Annotated in this window: 15 protein-coding genes; 3 read left to right on the top strand and 12 right to left on the bottom strand. The window is 73.2% G+C overall.

Going from position 1 to position 16514, the window contains the following annotated elements:
- The first annotated feature begins 456 nt into the window (after positions 1–456).
- Positions 457–2079: a hypothetical protein gene (locus E1258_RS19120; protein WP_132403071.1), complete on the top strand. Its 1623-nt coding sequence runs from the start codon at positions 457–459 to the stop codon at positions 2077–2079.
- A 212-nt stretch (positions 2080–2291) separates the two neighbouring features.
- Positions 2292–2492, top strand: a complete 201-nt coding sequence (locus tag E1258_RS34965; RefSeq protein WP_243704711.1) for a hypothetical protein — start codon at positions 2292–2294, stop codon at positions 2490–2492.
- A 56-nt stretch (positions 2493–2548) separates the two neighbouring features.
- On the opposite strand, the gene E1258_RS19105 is transcribed toward E1258_RS34965, so the two are convergent.
- The 5 genes from E1258_RS19105 to E1258_RS19085 all read right to left on the bottom strand — a co-directional run bounded on the left by E1258_RS19105 (position 2549) and on the right by E1258_RS19085 (position 7463).
- A complete protein-coding gene (locus tag E1258_RS19105) occupies positions 2549–2860 on the bottom strand; it encodes a hypothetical protein (protein WP_243715552.1) in 312 nt (103 codons plus the stop codon).
- A 67-nt stretch (positions 2861–2927) separates the two neighbouring features.
- Entirely contained in the window at positions 2928–3113 is a 186-nt protein-coding gene (locus E1258_RS19100) for a hypothetical protein (RefSeq protein WP_132390467.1), read from the bottom strand.
- A 422-nt stretch (positions 3114–3535) separates the two neighbouring features.
- Positions 3536–4579 (bottom strand): hypothetical protein, encoded by a 1044-nt coding sequence (locus E1258_RS19095; RefSeq protein WP_132403068.1) that lies wholly within the window; start codon positions 4577–4579, stop codon positions 3536–3538.
- Positions 4576–5517, bottom strand: a complete 942-nt coding sequence (locus E1258_RS19090) for a transporter substrate-binding domain-containing protein (protein ID WP_243715551.1) — start codon at positions 5515–5517, stop codon at positions 4576–4578. Before E1258_RS19090 ends, E1258_RS19095 begins: the two co-directional genes overlap by 4 nt.
- Before the next feature lie 131 nt (positions 5518–5648).
- Positions 5649–7463, bottom strand: coding sequence for an alpha/beta hydrolase (locus E1258_RS19085; protein WP_132403062.1), 1815 nt, complete (start codon positions 7461–7463; stop codon positions 5649–5651).
- 259 nt (positions 7464–7722) lie between these two features.
- Between E1258_RS19085 and E1258_RS19080 the strand changes: the two genes are divergently transcribed.
- Positions 7723–8076: a hypothetical protein gene (locus E1258_RS19080; RefSeq protein ID WP_132403059.1), complete on the top strand. Its 354-nt coding sequence runs from the start codon at positions 7723–7725 to the stop codon at positions 8074–8076.
- On the opposite strand, the gene E1258_RS19075 is transcribed toward E1258_RS19080, so the two are convergent.
- The 7 genes from E1258_RS19075 to E1258_RS19045 form a co-directional block, all read right to left on the bottom strand.
- A complete protein-coding gene (locus E1258_RS19075; RefSeq protein WP_132403056.1) occupies positions 8063–9688 on the bottom strand; it encodes a serine/threonine-protein kinase in 1626 nt (541 codons plus the stop codon). The genes E1258_RS19080 and E1258_RS19075 overlap by 14 nt on opposite strands.
- A 30-nt stretch (positions 9689–9718) precedes the next feature.
- Positions 9719–10201 (bottom strand): hypothetical protein, encoded by a 483-nt coding sequence (locus tag E1258_RS19070; protein ID WP_132403053.1) that lies wholly within the window; start codon positions 10199–10201, stop codon positions 9719–9721.
- Between the two features lie 190 nt (positions 10202–10391).
- Entirely contained in the window at positions 10392–13967 is a 3576-nt protein-coding gene (locus E1258_RS19065) for an adenylate/guanylate cyclase domain-containing protein (protein ID WP_132403050.1), read from the bottom strand.
- Complete coding sequence (locus tag E1258_RS19060; protein ID WP_132403047.1) at positions 13964–14776, bottom strand: MBL fold metallo-hydrolase; 813 nt, start codon at positions 14774–14776, stop codon at positions 13964–13966. Before E1258_RS19060 ends, E1258_RS19065 begins: the two co-directional genes overlap by 4 nt.
- A 123-nt stretch (positions 14777–14899) precedes the next feature.
- A complete protein-coding gene (locus tag E1258_RS19055; RefSeq protein ID WP_132403044.1) occupies positions 14900–15361 on the bottom strand; it encodes a RidA family protein in 462 nt (153 codons plus the stop codon).
- Positions 15362–15366: 5 nt separating this feature from the next.
- Entirely contained in the window at positions 15367–15522 is a 156-nt protein-coding gene (locus tag E1258_RS19050) for a DUF4177 domain-containing protein (RefSeq protein WP_007073414.1), read from the bottom strand.
- Between the two features lie 44 nt (positions 15523–15566).
- Entirely contained in the window at positions 15567–16055 is a 489-nt protein-coding gene (locus E1258_RS19045; protein WP_132403041.1) for a hypothetical protein, read from the bottom strand.
- Positions 16056–16514: the final 459 nt, after the last annotated feature.

Below are 16514 nucleotides of genomic sequence, written 5' to 3'. Positions count from 1 at the left end.
GTCGGCCAGCTCGAACAACGCATCCTCACGAGCGGTCAGACAACGGTGGAACTCACGCCGGAACGCGGCCAGCCGCCCCACCTCACCGATCGACCCGGCATCGTGCACACTGATCACCAGACAGCCCTTGGTTCTTGATCTTCTTCCCTAGACACGAGGAATGATCGATCAAGGGCTGTCCCCATGATCAGCCGGGGTCGATGCCGCCGCCCAGCAGGTTAAGGATCAAGCTAGTGGTCACCCGGGTAGCGCTGCCGTCCGCGCACAACAGCGCGTAGCGATGCTCTTGATCAACCTTCGAGAGCGCCCATCACGGGCAGGCCGCACACGCTCCAGTGGACCCAACCGCAGTGGGCTTCACCAATCGGTGACATACCGTTGTCCGCTTGAGGCCTTCGAGACTCTCAGTCGTTTAAGAGGGGAGGACCCATTCCCACTCTGGCAAGGGAGGCGGAGGTGCAGACAGCGCGGGCACGCCTGGTACTGCTTTTCGCGTCGACGGCGCTGCCGGCCGCGGCCGAGGCAGCGGCGATGCACGCGGTCGGCTTCCTGAGAACCCGAGCCATTGCGCCGCAGTTCAGCGCCGTGTGGCCGTACAGCATGTTCCACGACCTGCGCTGGGTGCTGGTTTACCACAACAGTTGGTTCAGCCTCGGTACGAAACTCCTCGCCGCGGTCGTCGTACATGGGCTGCTCTGCGCCGTGTACGTCGCGCTCGCCTGGCCCATGGAGATTCCACGGCCGCCGCTGCGCCGCCTGGCCGGGCGCAGCCTGGTCTTCGCCGCGTTCATCGCCCTGCTTCTCCTGCCCTGGGCGACCATCGCGGTGGCCACCGCCCAGTTCGCGCTGGCCTGGATCCTGCTCCTGGAACTGGTGCCGTTGCTGGTCCTGGCTCCGCTCGTCGCGCGTGGCGGGGTCGTGAGCGACTGGTGGCGTGGCCTGCCGACGCTTCGCCTGGCCGGTTGGTCGCTGCTCACCTTCGTAGCCCTCACCATCGGCGGCGCCCTCGTGGCCGCCACTCCTGGATGGTTCGCGGTGGCTACAGCGGGCGCGATGGGGGCGGTCAACGGGCTGATCTGGCTGGGGCTGGTCCGGGACGCCCTGCGCCAGAAGCCGGTGCTTTACCGACTGGCGCCGGTCGCCCCGATCGTCGCCGTCCTAACCGTTGCTAGCGTGTATGCGGTCGATCTCGTCGCGGTGCGGCTGATCAGCACGGGCCCTCAATCCGCTCCGTCGACCACTGTCCTCCCCCCGGTACCCCAAGCCGTGATCTACCTTGCCGGTTTCAACTCCACCTACCCAGGCGACCCGGCCCCACCGGCCGGACCGGTGTGGCGCTTCTCCTACCGAGGCACCAACGCCGACGGCCGGGCCCGCCCATACGCGCCCAGCGACACCCATCAGTCGATCGTCGACAGTGCGCGGCTCCTTGCCGAGCAGGTGGACCGGGTGCATGCTGTAACCGGCCGGCCGGTTGCGCTGATCGGGGAGAGCGCAGGAGCGATGATCGTCCGCTTCTACCTCGCCCGGTTACGACATCCGGCGGTGACGAGCGCCGTCCTCAGCGACCCGTTGGTCCGGGCCGGCCGCACCTACTATCCGCCACCCGGTGCCGACAGCGGATGGGGAATCGGGACCGGCTGGCTGCTGCGCGGGCTCCTCGTAGTGCCCGGCGGACCCTTGCCCGATGACGTCGACCAACCGTTCCTGCGTTCGCTGCTGGACAACGCGCCACTCTTCCGCAACGAGTTGCTCTGTCCGGTGCCTGGCGTAAGGATGATGGCCTTCCTGCCGACCATCGACACGTTGGCCCTCCCGCCTCCGGGCCTTCCGGACATCCCCCTGATCGAGGTGGGGGCCATCCATGCGCCGTTGATCAACCGGCCGGCCGTACAGAAGATCATCGGTGCCTTCCTCAACGGCGAACTGGGCATCACTCCCGAGAGACGCCACTACCGGGGCAGGTTGGCTTTTTTCGTGGCATGGCAGGCTCCCGCCCTGCCAATCAGGTTGAACCCGGTCTGGCGGACGCAGACCGACACCGATGTCCTGTTCCAGAGGGTCGGCTGTCCTGCCTGACCGGGCCTTCGATCGCTGGCCTGTCAGGGGCGAGGCCGTCGGCGTCGCAGTCGGTCTCGGCCAGGTTGAAGATCAAGCTAAGGGCGGGCGCCGACCACCCGGCGGCGGACTTTTTCCAGCACCGGCCCGGGCAGGTCGGTGGCAGCGAGCAGCCGGGGCAGCAGCTCGGGCTGCAGGTTCATCGCCCGGAACACCTCCCCGATGGTGACCCCGTGCGCGGGCCGGTAGACCACCTCGACTGGGTCACCGGTGCCGATCTCACCTTCCTGGAGCACCCGCAGGTAGGCCCCGGGCAGCGCCCGCTCGGTGAAGCGCCGGACGACAACCCGTCGCTGGGTACCGGCGCGTACGCGCTGGACCAGTCCTGGCACATCGCGTTCCTGTTCGTCAGCGCGGTCGTCATCGCACTCTGAGCCCCCGGCACGACGAAGCCCTCCGTTTGAAGCCGAGCGGAGGGCTTCGTCGTCGTTCAGAACGGGATGATCGGGCCGCCGCCGGCGAGTCCGGCGTACAGGCCGGGCTGCCCGGTGAGCACGTTGCAGCCGTTGTCGACGGCGGCGAGCAGCGCGCTGGCCGCGTCCAGGCGGCCGACGGTGTCGTAGACGAACGCGAGTGCCCGCCAGCTGACCGGATCGACGGTGAGCACCGCGGCGGCCGGGTGGTTGACGAGCAGATCGAGCCGATCGGTGTCGGCGACGGCCCGGGACGCTTCCGCTAGGCACATCACCGGCACCCCGAAGTGGCAGTCCTCGTCGGCGACCTCGGCGATCACCTCGCCCACGTCGATGCTCGCTGGGTGAAGGCGACGATCGCGGAGGTGTCGAGGATGACCCGGATCGGGCGGTCGTTCACGCGGCGCGCGCGGGGAGGCCGATCTGGGCGCGCAGTTCAGCGTCCAGCTCCGGTGTCCAGCGGCGCTGGGCCTCGTCGAGCTTCCGCCGGGCGCGGGCCTTGCCCTGATCGTCGACGACGATGCCGGCGGCGGCGAGGATCTCCTCGCTGCGGGCGCCGGTGTCGGGGCTGCTGTGGGCCATGCTCGGAGGATACCCCTGGCCTGGCCGGCGCCTGAGCATCAAGAGGTTCCGGGCGATCCGTTCTGTCGCGCGAACATCCTCAACGCCTCCACCCTGCCCGTCTACGAGGTATGGGTTTTGGTTCCGCCCAGATGGGGGGCGGAGCTTCAGGGCCGACGAACCCATCCGGGTGATACCTCCACACCAGGGGCAGGTTGCAGTTCCTCTGCCAGAGTGGGTCCACGGCACAGAACTGCCGTCGGCGCTCGACGTCAGCATGACGTTCCGCGACTCGGCAGGGCGGTACTGGATGCGCGATGAACAGGGCTTTCTTTTCGAGAAGATCGCCCCTCTGCTGCGGCGCCCCGCATGAGCGCGTTACGCCGGGCGCTCCGCCGGGCGCTCCGAGGTGGGGTGCCGAGGTGATTATGGGCAGCGGTGGGTCAGCCGGTGGCGCGGCAGGCGGCGTCGACGCGGTGCACCGGGCGGACCCGCCGCCCCAGCCCCTCCAGCAGCGAGTCCTCCACGTGGAAGTCGCGCACCCGCAGCCGGTGCCGGGGCAGTTCCTCCTCGCTCGGGCAGAGCACCTGCGCCTTCACCTGGTCGGTCGGCACGTACCGGACGCCGCCCTGCTCCTGGAGCAGCACCATGTTCACGTCGTCGACGACCACCACGTGACCGCGTACGTCCTCCGTGGCGTTCGGCGCGGTCTGCACGGTGGTGACCGTCAGCGGCAGCACCGGCGTGCTGATCACCGGCAGCGCCGCCCAGACCAGCATTGCCAGCACGGCGGCCTCGGTGACCGAGGCCAGCGGCCGGATCACCGCCCCCGGCAGCGGACCGGCGATGCTGAGCGCGAGCACCGGCGGAACGCCGAACAGCGCCATGACCAGCAGCTCCCCCTGTCGCCAGGCGTCCAGCAGGGTCGGTGCGAGCAGGAACAGGTACCCGCCGAGCAGCGCCGCGACGATCAGCACCCGCGCCACGGCCAGTTCGTGCAGCTGCTCCGGGCGGAGCTGGAACGCGGCGGCGAACGCGGGCAGCAGCAACGGCAGGTAGAGAATCTGCCAGGTGACCAGGGCGAGCAGGAAGCTGGCCAGCACGAACCAGGTCGGAGTGAGATCCGCCCAGCGGGCGAAGAGGGGGCGGCGGTAACCGGGCAGCCGGTCCACGCTGACCCCGAGCACCGCGCCGAGGGCGAAGACCGCGACCAGCCCGGTGGCGAGCAGCCGGGCCGCCGTGGTGAGGAACCCGGCGAGCAGGTTCACCGGCCCGACGTTGGCGACCAGCAGCAGGGTGGTCTGGAGTTCACCCCCGGCCTCCACGCCGAGCCGGAGCACCGAGAAGACGGCGGGCACGGCCACCACGACCGCCCAGAAGGACTGGCTGGCCCGGGCCTGGCGGGCGTCCGGATCGCGCCCACCGGCGGGCCGGGGCGGCAAGCCGGCGTCCACGTCGCTGCCATCGGTGGCCGCCGGCGCGGTCATGTGCGGGGCGCCTTGTCGTCGAAGTCCACCAGCTCGGGGACGTTCAGCGTCGGCGGCTGGACCTTCGGCACCCTCAGCCAGGGCCCGAGGGTGCGGTGGTACGCGGTGAGCCAGGGGCTGGTCTGCCCGCGGCGCCCCTGCTGGTAGCTCTTGTCGAGGAAGAACGCGACCAGGTCGCGCAGCGCGGGGTCGCTGATCGGCACGCCGACGCCGATCTGCTCGCTGGTGCCGAAGGGCATGTCGACGATCACGAAGTCCTTCGGGTGCTTGGAGAGAAAGCCCGCGAGAATCGTCTCGTCGGAACTGACCGCGTCGTAGCGTCCCGCGAGAATGCCGTCGACGCAGTCGCCGACCTCCTTGACCACGAACACCCTGATCTGGTGCTTGCCCAGCTCGGCCTCGGTGGTCGAGCCGCCGCTGGTACAGACCTTGTAGCGGGGATCGCGCAGGTCCTCGATGGTGCGGATGCGGTCCTTCAGCCGGGTCGGAACCATCGCCTCCTGGGTCGTCACCAGGTACGGCCCGGCGAAGCTCACCAGCTTCGCGCGCTCCTCGGTCATCGAGAAGGTGGCGACCACCAGGTCGGCGTCCCCGCCCTGGAGGGCGGGGACGCGGTCCTCCGTGGACACCGGCACCCACTCGATCCGCCTGTCACCCTCGTAGCCGAGCTGGGCGGCGATGTACCGGGCGATCTCGATGTCGAAACCGCTGTACGTGCCGCCGTGCAGCTCGCCCACCAGCGGGCCGGTGGTGGACACGCCGATCTTCAGCGTCGGCTGGCCGTAGATGTGCGTCTCGCGGAGCTTGTCGTTGACGGAGGGGATGCGCGGCTCCTGCCGGCTGTCACAGCCGGCGGCTGCCGCGAGGGTCAGGGTCAACGCGGCCGCCAGGGTGGTGGCGACGGAGCGAACCCGGGACCGGGTGAGGAACTGGTTCATCGGCGACCTCGCTGACCCGTTCACCTGCGGGACCACGAGAGTAGCCGAGCGGGTCCATTTGCGTGGTTGCCCGCCACCTGCGGGCCCGGGGTGCGGCGGGCGACCGGTCACCCGCCGCACCCCGGGTGTCCTCAGCGGACGGTCAGCGTGCCGACCGCCGGCAGCGGGGCGACCACCGGGGGCAGCCGCTTCGGCTCGCCCCGGGCCGGCGCGGCCCGCCGGACCAGGTCACCCTTGGTGGCGGTCATCCGCTCGCCGGCCGCCGTCGCGGCCGGCTCGGCGAAGGGCTGGACGTCGCCGACGCAGACCGTGCCCTTGGCCGGTAGCGTCCCCTTGACCAGGTACGCGTCGATCGCGCCGGTGACGCACGCCGAGGTGCCGTACGCGGTGTGGCCCCAGTTGTCGCTGCTCAGCAGGCGGCTGTTCGGCAGCAGCGCCGCCGAGGTGACCGCGCCCTGGTAGTTGGTGGCCGGGTCCCAGTAGTTGCCGACCACCAGCACCGGGGCGCTGGTGCGCTTGTCGAACGGCCCGGTGTAGGCGTCGGAGTCGCGTACGGTCCACGTGTTGCGGGCGCACGGCGCGGTGATCCAGGCCCAGAGCCGGCCGAAGTACGGGGTCCGCGCGTCCTGCTTCGCGGCCAGCGCCGGCCAGGAGGCGGCGTCCTTCGGGTGGTACGCGTCGGTGCAGTCCACCCCGAGGAAGGTCTCCAGGCCGTTGTCGTACGGGAAGTCGTACGCCCGGCGGGCCTGCTGGCCGGCGGCGGTGGCGGCGCGGTGGGCGAGCGCGGTGCGGGCCTCGGCGCGGCGGGCCGCCGTGGCCGCCGCCGGCGCGGTGAGCACCAGCAGGTCGGCGGTGATCCCGATGATGTCGTCGTAGCCGTACGGCGAGTAGAGCCCGCTCAGCATGGCCCCGACGTAGTCGGCGTAGCTGACGGTGTACGTCTCACCGGTGTCCGGGTCCTCGATCACCAGCGGCTTCTTGCGCAGCCGCTTCGTCACCGTCTCGACGGCGGTGACGGGGTCACCGGCGGCGAGCGCGCAGGCGTCCGGGCCGGCGGACTCGCAGCGCTTCAGGATTTCCCGCAGCGCCTTGTACGCGCCGTCGGCGCTGGCCAGCCGGGTCTCCTGGAGCTGGTTGCGGGCCTTGCCCTGGCCCACCCACGCGTCCGGGTTGAGCACCCCGTCGACGACGATCGCCCGGACCCGGTCGGGGAACATGTTGGCGTAGTACTGCCCGAGCGCGGTGCCGTAGCTGAAGCCGAGGTAGGTGAGCAGCTTGTCGCCGACCGCCCGGCGCAGTACGTCCATGTCCCGGGCCACCTCGGCCGTCGACATCGCACCGGAGAGCGGCTTTCCGGTGCTGGAGCACGCCTTGCCGACCGCCTTGGCCGAGTCGACGTACGCTTTCTCCTCGGCCTTCGTCCACGGGAAGGCGACGTTCAGCCCGGCGTACGCCTTGGTCTGGTCCTTCACCGACGGGAAACACTTGAGGTTCTCGCTGGCCGCGATGCCGCGCGGGTCGACGCCGACGATGTCGAACCGGTCCAGCAGGTCGTCGCCGAGGAAGTACGGCGCGGCGAGGGCCAGGTCCGTGCCGGAGCCGCCGGGGCCGCCCGGGTTGACGAAGAGGCTGCCGATACGGTTCTTCTGGTCGCGGGCCTTGACCCGCAGCACCGCCACCTCGGTGGTGGCGCCCGTCGGCTTGTCGTAGTCGAGCGGGAGCTGCACCGTGGCGCACTCGGCGGTGCCGTAGCAGGCGTACCAGTCGAGCTTCGGTGTGGGCACGCTGTCGACCCGCTTGGCCTCGGCGGGGTCGGTCCGGTCCGAGGTGGCCGGACGACCCCAGCCGGCGGTGGTCGGTGCCGCGCCGGCCGGCGCGACGGCCGCGCCGGCGAGGACGATCCCCGCGATGCCTGCTGCGGTGAGAGGCCAGGTTGTACGTGGCATTCGGATGCCTTCCGGTGGGCAACGGGACGCGTCGAGCAGTCCTCGACCACGTCACTCTAGAAACCGAGTCCACGAGCACCGCCCGGAAAATGCCCAGGAAAGGATCATTCTTTTGATCAATGTAACCAATCTCTCTGCTCCGACGCTGTATCGCCTTCTTCCACGGCGGGCCGGTCGTCCGGCCTGGCGGGTGAGCGCCGGGAGAACCGGCGGCCGGGGCGACGGTTGACAGGTCGGCCGGCTCCGACATCCTTGACGGGTGACCCGAATCCCTCGGCCCGACGTGCCCGTCGTGGCGGTCGCCGCGTCGCTGGCGGCGGTCGCCCTGCTGGCGACGCTGGTCTGGTGGCACCCGCGCAGCATCGTGGCGGTGGTGCTCGCCCTGCTCTGCGTCCTGCTCGTGATGATCGCCGGAGTGTCGGTGACGGAGGTGCGGCACCGCCGCGAGGAGGCCCGCGAACGCGCGGGCGACGAACCGGCGCCGTGGCCGGGGCAGCCGTCCACCCGGCTCAGCTACGTCGACGCCGACACCCTCGACACGCTGGACAGCCGCGACGCCATGCGGGCGGTGCAGCAACGCCGCCAGGGCGCGAGCGGGTTCAGCGACCGCTGAGGGTCGGCTCGTACAGCCCGTCGACGCCACGCCCGGCCAGGCACCGGTACGTCCGGTCCGGGCTGTCCGGCTCCGGCGGCAGCACCTCCAGGTGCCAGCCGCTGGTGTACGCGATCCCGCTGGTCAGCCGGAACGTCACCGGGTTGCACACCTTGCGCACCTGCGGGTCGGCGGTCACCTCGTCGTAGCCCGCGTCGACCAGGGCGGCGGGCAGCTCACCCTCGGCGTAGGCCTCCCAGGTGTGCCGACCATCGCAGGGCAGCCGGGGTGCCTCCGCCCGGGTGCCGCTCACCCGCATCGGCCCGAAGCACTGCAACTCGGCGATGCAGTGCGCGCCCACCGGCAGCTCGGCCGGGCCCGGCGACCCGGAGACGCAGCCCGGCAGCGCCCCCCACCGACTGGCTGTGGTCGTACCGCCCACGGTGACGACGGGCGTGGGCTTCGGCGTGCCCGGCGCGCTCCCGGCGACCCAGGCCCCGGCACTCGCCGAGGCGACCAACGCGAGCGCCCCCGCGCCCCCGAGGAACCAGCGCCGCCGCCACCGGCGACCGGTCGTCGTCGGCACCGTGGGGTGGTCGTCCTCCACCGGGGGGCGCGGGGCGGCGCGGCCCGGCTGGCCGGTGCCGTACAGGCCGCCGGAGGTGGACGGGCTGCCGGTGGCGGTGCCCGGCTGGCCGGTGCCGTAGAGGCCGCCGGACGTGGACGGGCTGCCCGTGTTGGTGCCCGTGGGGCCGCCGGAGGTGGGCCCACCGGAGACGGGGGCACCGCTGACGGGCGCGCTGACCGGGTCGAGCGGCAGGCCGGCGAGCAGGCCGCGCAGCTCCACGGCGGACGGGCGGGCGGCCGGGTCGTTGGCCATGCCGGCCCGGAGCACGTCGACCAGTTCCTCCGGCACTCCGGGCAGCCCGGGTATCGGCTGGTGGAACATCTCCAGCACGGTGACCAGGCTGGGACTGCGCTCGGACTGCCAGCGGGGCGGCCGGCCGTGCATGACGGCGTAGAGGGTGGCGCAGAGGGCGTAGACGTCGACGGCGGGCGACGGCGGGCTGTGGTTGAACATCTCCGGCGGCGCGTACGCCGGGGTGAGCACCTCCAGGGTCACCGTCGGGTCGCGCACCTCGGCCAGCACCGCGAGCCCGAAGTCGGCCAGCACCGCCGGGTTGAAGTGGGAGTGCAGGATGTTCGCCGGCTTGACGTCGCGGTGCAGCACGCCGTTGGCGTGCGAGTGGGCCAACGCGTCGGCGATCTTGACGCCGAGGTCGCGGGTCTCCGCCGGGCCCAGGGGCGAGGTGCGCATCCGTTCCGCGTACGACCCGTCGCAGAGCTCCATGATGAGGTACGGATGCTGGTCGACGGTGACGCCCACGTCGAAGAGGTCCACCACGTGCGGGTGTGACGACATTCTCCCGGCCGCCCGCGCCTCGCGCAGGAACCGGGCCTGGTCCCGCTCGTTGTCCAGGGTGCGGTTCTCCACCTTCACCGCGACCTCGCGGCCCACGGAGATCTGGGTGGCCCGGTAAACGGTCGCGTAGCCGCCTCGGGCAAAGACTTCCAAATCGGTCAGACCGGGCACAATGGGCAGCCGCAGGGCGCCGGGCGGGGTGTCGGTCACTGCTCGAAAATACCTAATCGGTCCGGTGGCTCAGCGGTCCGCGCCCGCAGGCCGGGAGGCGCCGTCCGCCGTCACCGCCGCCTCACCCCGGGTGTCCGCCGGTGCGGTCGCCACGCGGCGGGCGTCGTCCCAACGCAGGGCCACGGCGGTGGCGACCGCGCCCAGCCCCTCCCAGAGCGCCACCGTGAAGAACCGCCCCGGGGCGACTCCGGCAAGCACCACGATGGTGAAGACGGTGAAGGTGACCAGCCGGAAGACCACGGTGAACCGGTAGAAGGCCCGCCACTCGGTGGCCGTGGCCAGCAGGTAGTAGACCCCCATGTTGAACGACGCCATCGCCGCCGCCGTCAGGAACGTGCCGGTGTAGTCGCCGGCGGACCGGCTCTCGGGCACCTCGAAGCCGAGCATCCGCAGCTGCGCCTCCGGCCAGAGCAGCCCGAGGGCGCCCATGAGCAGGGCCAAAACGCCGAAGACCGCGATCGTCCAGCCGGCACTGGAGCGGGGCAGCCTCATCACGTCCTCCCGGGCGCGGCCCGACGGCCCTACAGTGGACCGCTCCTGGAAATGCCACCGTAGCCGTTGGCGCCGACACCCGCATCGGCGGAACCGGCAGAGTCGCCCCGCTCCCGCCGCCGTCCGCTCCCGCCGCCCGCTGGTGAGAAGGGAACCCTCCTCTACCGTAGGCGTTAACAAAAGCCCCTCCTTACCCCCGCAAGCGCACGCGCAGCGCGTCCGCCGCGAGCCGTTCGCTGCGCTGTTCCGTCGCGTACGCCAGGCGCACCGCCTCCTCGGCCCTGGCCAGCGCCTCGATCGGGCGACCGCAGGCGGCCAGCGTCTCGGCCAGCACGCTCACCGCGATCACCTGGCTGCGCACGTCCTCCGCCGGGGCGGCGATCGCCCGGTGCGCCCAGTCCAGCGCCTGCTCGCGCTGGCCGTGGGCGAGCAGCGCGCAGGCGTACCGGGCCATGGTCTGCTGGCGGGAGAACAGCAGCGACGGCGTGTTCGCGGCGGCCGTCGCCACCGGGGCGAGCAGCCCCACAGCGGTCGCCGGGTCACCGGCCGCGAGCCGGGCCGTCGCCAGCAGCACCCGGGGGCCCACCTGGGCGGGAGCCTGCGGGTTGTGCGGCTCGACGGTGGTCAGCACCGCCCGCGCCGACCGCTCGGCGGTCTCGCAGTCGTCGAGGTCCAGCGCCACGAAGCCGCGCAGCGTGCCGGCCATCCCGGTGAGCAGCGGGTGCGAGGTCCGCTCGGCGTACGACATCGCGTCGGCGAGCAGGTCGGCCGCGTGCTCCGGCTCGCCCAGCCCTCGGGCCACCACCCCGCGTACCACCAGCGCGAAGCCGCGCCCCCAGTCGTCGGAGACCTCGGCGAAGTCCCGGTACGCCCGGCGGGCCGCCTGGTCCGCCTCGCCCAGTTCGCCCAGTTCCGCCCCGGCGAACGCCTCGACCGCGCGCAGCGTGCCGACGGCCCACGCCTCGCCCACCCGCTCCCCGAACGGCAGGAAGACCCGTGCCAGCCGGCGGGCCTCGCGCAGCCGGCCGGCGAGCAGCCGGGCGAACGCGGTGGTGCCGCGCAGCCAGGCCCGCCCGTACGGGTCCTTCAGCTCGGCGAAGAGCCGGGCGGCCCGGCCCAGCACCGCGTCGGTGCCGGCGAAGTCACCGCGGGTGGTGGTGACCCAGGCCAGGTTCTGTAGTGACCACGCCTGCCCACGCCGGTCCTGCGACGTCAGGCTGACCTGGTACGACGCCGCGAGCCGGCTGCTGGCCTGCCCGAGCCGGCCGGCGATGAAGTCGGCCATGCCGAGCCGGCGCATCGCCGAAGCACGCAGGTTGGGCAGCTTGCCGGTGGTGGCCACCTGCGACGCCTCCTGCCAACAGGCAACCGCCCGGCCCTGGTCGCCGAGGGTCTGGTGGGCCTGCCCGGCGAGCAGCAGGGCGCTGGCCCGGGTGGCCGCGTCGTCCCCGGCGTTGGCGGCGATCTTCTCGGCGTAGGCGAGTGCGTCGCCGGGCCGGCCGACCTGGAGCAGCGCGCGGGCGTGCACCACCCGGTCGCCGGCCGGCAGCCCGCCCCGGGCCAGCTCGGCGGCGCGTTCGGCGTGCTCGACGGCGGCGGCCGGCTCCCCTGCCTGCAACGACCGGCGGGCGGCCCGGCCCAGCGCGGCCACGCCCAACGGTGCGACGGTGCGGGCCGGCGCGTCCGGGCGCAGCTTGACGGCGTCGGCGAGCGCGGCGGCCCGCTCCACGTGCTCGGCGACGAACCCGTCCCGGGCGGCGTCGGTGAACCCGCCCGGCGCGGCCCGCCCGTCGGGGGCGGCCCAGCGGGCCAGCGCGGCGTGCCGCTCGGCCAGCTCGGCCTTGCTCACCCCGGAGTACGCGGCCTCCCGCATCAACGGGGTGGCGAACGCGTACCCGGTGCGGGTGCGGTGCAGCATCCGGCGCTGCAGCAGTTCCTCGACGGCCCGGTCCAGCTCGACGGTGACCACGGCGGCCGGCCGGCCGTCCCGCCCGGCGCGTTGCTCGCGCAGCGCCTCCAGCGCCCCGGAGGGCACGGTGTCCCCGACGACGGCCGCGTCGCGCAGCACCGACCGGGCGTCCGGCGGCAGCGCGTCGATGCGCGCGGCGAGCACGGCGGCGAGGTCGCGGGAGAGCAGCCTGCTGCCCAGCGAGCCGGGCGCGAGCCGCCAGCCGGAGTTGGCCGGGGCGGAGCGGTCCGCCACGGCCGTGAGCGCACCCCGCTCCATCAGCAGGGTGACCAGCTCGGCGAGGTAGAACGGGTTGCCCTGGGCGGTGGCGAGCAGCCGGTCGGCGTCGGGCTGCGGCAGCTTCCCGCCGCCGAGGTAGCTGGTGAGCAGCCGGGCCGCGTCGGCGCCGCGCAGCGGGGGCAGCGCGTGCACCTCGGCGTCGGCCATCCGGGTCAGCGCACCGGCGGTGCGGACCAGTTCGGGGCGGCCGAGCAGCAGCACCAGCACCGGGCCGGCGATCCGGGACAGGGTCACCCCGAGCGCGCGGATGGTTTCGGCGGTGGCGTCGTGCAGGTCGTCGACGAGCACCACCAGCGGCGCCTCGGCGGCCAGGGCGCTGAGCAGGTCGGCCACCGCGTTGGGCACGGCGTCGGCGTCGGTGTGCTGCTGCGCGCCGCCGCCCCACTCGCCCTGGTCGGTCCCGGCGGGCAGGTCGGCGTACCCGAGCAGGGCCAGCAGTTGGTCGGCGGCGACCGGCGGGGCGTCCTCTCCCAGCCGGCCGAGGCGCTGGTTGAGCCGGCGCAGCCGCTCCTCGACGGCCGGCCGGGTCAGCGCGGTGGCCGTGTCGTTGGGCAGGCCGACGGCGGCACGGACCAGGTCGGCCAGGGGCGCGAGCCGGCGGCGTTCGCCGAACGCGGCGCAGCGCACGGACAGGACTCGGGCGCCGGTGTGCGCGGCGTACCGGCCCGCGCCGACGTCGTAGCCGGCGGCGAGGCGTTCCACCTCGGCGGCGAACCGGGACTTGCCGATGCCCGCCTCGGCGGTCATCAGCAGCACCCGGGGCTCACCCCGGTCGATGACCTCGGCGAGCCGACCGGCGACCCGGCCGATCTCGGTCTCCCGGCCGACGAACGGGGCCTCGTCGCCGAGGCCGGAGCGGGTGCCCGGGGCGTCGAGGAGACCGAGCAGCTCGTACGCCTCGACCGGCTCCCGCTTGCCCTTGAGCCGCAGCGGGCGCAGCGCCCGCCAGGACGCCACGTGCCGGGTGGCCGCGGAGGTGCGCGCCCCGGCGTATACGGCGCCGACGGCGGCGGCGTCGGCGAGCCGGGCCGCGGTGTTCACGGTGTCGCCGATGACCGTGTATTCGATGGCCGCCTGGATGCCGGCGATCACGTCGCCGGTGTTCAGGCCGACGCGCAGGCCGAGCGGCGCGCCGCCGCCCCGCTCGTCGTCGAGCACCCGGCGCACCGCCCGTTGCATGGACAGCGCGGCCCGCATGGCCCGCTCGGCGTCGTCCTCGTGGGCGACGGGCGCGCCGAAGACCGCCATGATCCCGTCGCCTGTCAGCTTGTCGACGTGCCCGCCGAACGTCTTCACCGCCCCGGCGAGGGCGGCGAGCACCCGGTCGGTGACCGCGCCGACCCGCTCCGGGTCGAGGTCCTCCGACCAGGAGGTGAAGTCGGACAGGTCGCCGAAGAGCACGGTGACCACCCGCCGTTCGGCGGCGGGCAGCGTGGCGGCGGCCGGCAGCGCGGCCCCGCAGTTGTGGCAGAACCGGGCCCCCGGCACGGCGACCGTCCCGCAGACGGGGCAGGTCACGGCCGGTCCGCCGGCTCGGGGGGAACCCCCAGGTAGGCAAGCTGCGCGCGGACCGACCACTCGGCCGCCCACCACAGCGAGCGGTCGACGTCCGCGTACACCCGGGCCACCACCTCCGGCGCGGTCCGCGCGCCCTCGGCGACCGCCTGCCGGACCTGGTCGAGCCGGGCCCGGCGGTGGGCGAGGTAGAACTCGGCGGCGACCCCGCAGTCGGCCAGCGCCGGGCCGTGGCCCGGCAGCGCCGGCATACCCCGGTACGCCGAGAGCAGTTCCAGGCTGTTCAGGTACGCCCCGAGGTGCCCGTCCGGGTGGGCCACCACGGTGGTGCCCCGGCCCAGGATGGTGTCGCCGGTGAGCACCACCCGCTCGTCGCCGTGCTCGACGAGGAAGCAGACCGAGTCGGCGGTGTGCCCGGGGGCCGGCAGCACCCGGACGGTGAGTCCGGCGGTGTCGAGGACGGCGTCGGGGGCCAGCGGCGGCCCGCCGTGGCTGTGTGCCGGGTCGACGGCCCGCACCGGCGCACCGCCGAGCAGCTCGCGCAGCCGGGGCGAGCCCTCGGTGTGGTCGGGGTGCCCGTGGGTGATCAGCACCGTGGCCACCGGCGCGTGGGCCGCGATCGCGGCCAGGTGCCCGTCGTCGGCGGGCCCCGGGTCGACGATGACGGCCGGCTCGCCGGGCCCGGCCCGCAGCACCCAGGTGTTGGTCCCGTCGAGGGTCATCGGCCCCGGGTTCGGTGCCCGCAGCAGGGTCACCCATCCCGGCAGCTCGTCCGCCAGCGCGGCCACGGCCGCCGTGATGTGCCCGGTCATGCCAGCGATCGTACGACTCCCCCCGCCACTCCCCGCGATCTTGCACTTGCGGCCCGGGATATGTGCCCGTCCACGGCTTTCATCCGGGGCCCGAAGTGCAAGATCGCGAGGGAAGTGGGGAGGTCAGGCCACCTCGACGGTCAGTTCGATCTCCACCGGGGCGTCCAGGGGGAGTTCCGACACGCCTACGGCGGAGCGGGCGTGGCGGCCCGCCTCGCCGAAGACCGCGCCGAACAGGTCGGACGCCCCGTTGATCACGCCCGGCTGACCGGTGAAGCCGGGCGCGCTGGCCACGAACCCGGTCACCCTGACGACCTTGACCAGGTTCTCCAGGCCGACGAGCGCGTCGACGGCGGCGAGGGCGTTCAGCGCGCACCGCTGCGCCAGGTCCTTGGCCTGCTCGGCGGAGACCCCCGCGCCGACCTTCCCCGTGGCCAGCAACTTGCCCTCGGCCATCGGAAGCTGCCCGGAGACGAAGACGTGCTGCCCGGACTGCACGGCCGGCACGTAGTTGGCCACCGGGGGCACCACCTCGGGCAGCGTCAGCCCGAGCTCGGCGAGTTTCGCGTGCGGCCCGTTGCCCACGCCGCTCACACCTTCGGCCGCTTGAGGTACGCGACGAGCTGCTCCGGGTTGGGGCCGGGGACCACGGAGACGAGTTCCCAGCCGTCCTCACCCCAGTTGTCGAGGATCTGCTTGGTCGCGTGGACCAGCAGCGGGACGGTCGAGTATTCCCACTTCTGCATCGGTGCGGGACTCCCTAGGAGACGGTGACTGTTTCGACCCCAGCCTACGTACCGGCGGGGCCGCCCGGCGCGGGACGCTGCTCCGGGGCGACCGGAGGCTCGCCGCAGGGGCCCTCGTGGTCGTACCGCTGCGGGCAGCGCGACCGGTCCGCCAGCAGCAGGTCGCAGAAGACCCGGTGCCGGTTGTTCTGGTCGTCGGCCGTCGAGACGGTGGTCTCCCCGGCGTCCAGCTCGGGCAGGAAGCCGAGCGAGACCGCCACCCGGCCGGCGAGCGCGGTCGCCGCCGCCAGGTCGGCCACCTGGATCGGCAGGTGGATGACGTACCCGGTCTCCTCCTCGTCGCGGGGACGCTCGGCCGGCCGGCTCAGCGTGCGCAGCATTTCCCCCGGGTCGCTGAGCCGACGGTAGGAGCGCTCGTTGAACGGCGGGCCGGTGACCGGCCCCTCCTCGCTGGCGGGGCCGGTGCCGGTTCGCCGGGCGAAACCGGTAGGCGGCGGGAACTGGGCTCGGGAGATATTGTCGGGGTCGCGCATGCACTGCCTCCGGGGCCTCGCACCTGATCAAGTCGTCACCATCCAGCCCGGACCATCCGCCGATCCGCCCCCCGCGCCGGCACGAACGTAGGGCCGTTTTCCCAGCGGGACAACGGGGCACGCATGCTCGGGCACCAAAAGTCACATATGCGACACGCCGCGGTCCGGTAGCGGATGGCGGCGAGCCCGCTTCCGTGATCGACGCGTCTCGCCGGGCCGCCCGGGGCCCCACCCTGGGCCGGGTTCACCGTTACCCTTCCCGTCGGGCGGGCCACGCGGGCCCGGCCGCCTCCGCACTCGCCTTCGCTCGACCAGCGCTCGCGTCCCGCCGGGACGACGACGCGCCGCACCCCCGGGGGACAGACATGACCCAACCGCCCAACGGCGGCGCCACCGGATCGCCAAGCGGTCCGCCCTCCGGCGACCACACGCCCGGCCCACCCGGCGTAACGATCCACC

Source organism: Micromonospora sp. KC207 (assembly GCF_004348615.1).
In the GTDB taxonomy this organism is placed as follows: Bacteria; Actinomycetota; Actinomycetes; order Mycobacteriales; family Micromonosporaceae; genus Micromonospora.
The sequence above is the reverse complement of the archived record's forward strand: the minus strand, read 5'-3'. Positions and strand labels throughout refer to the sequence as shown.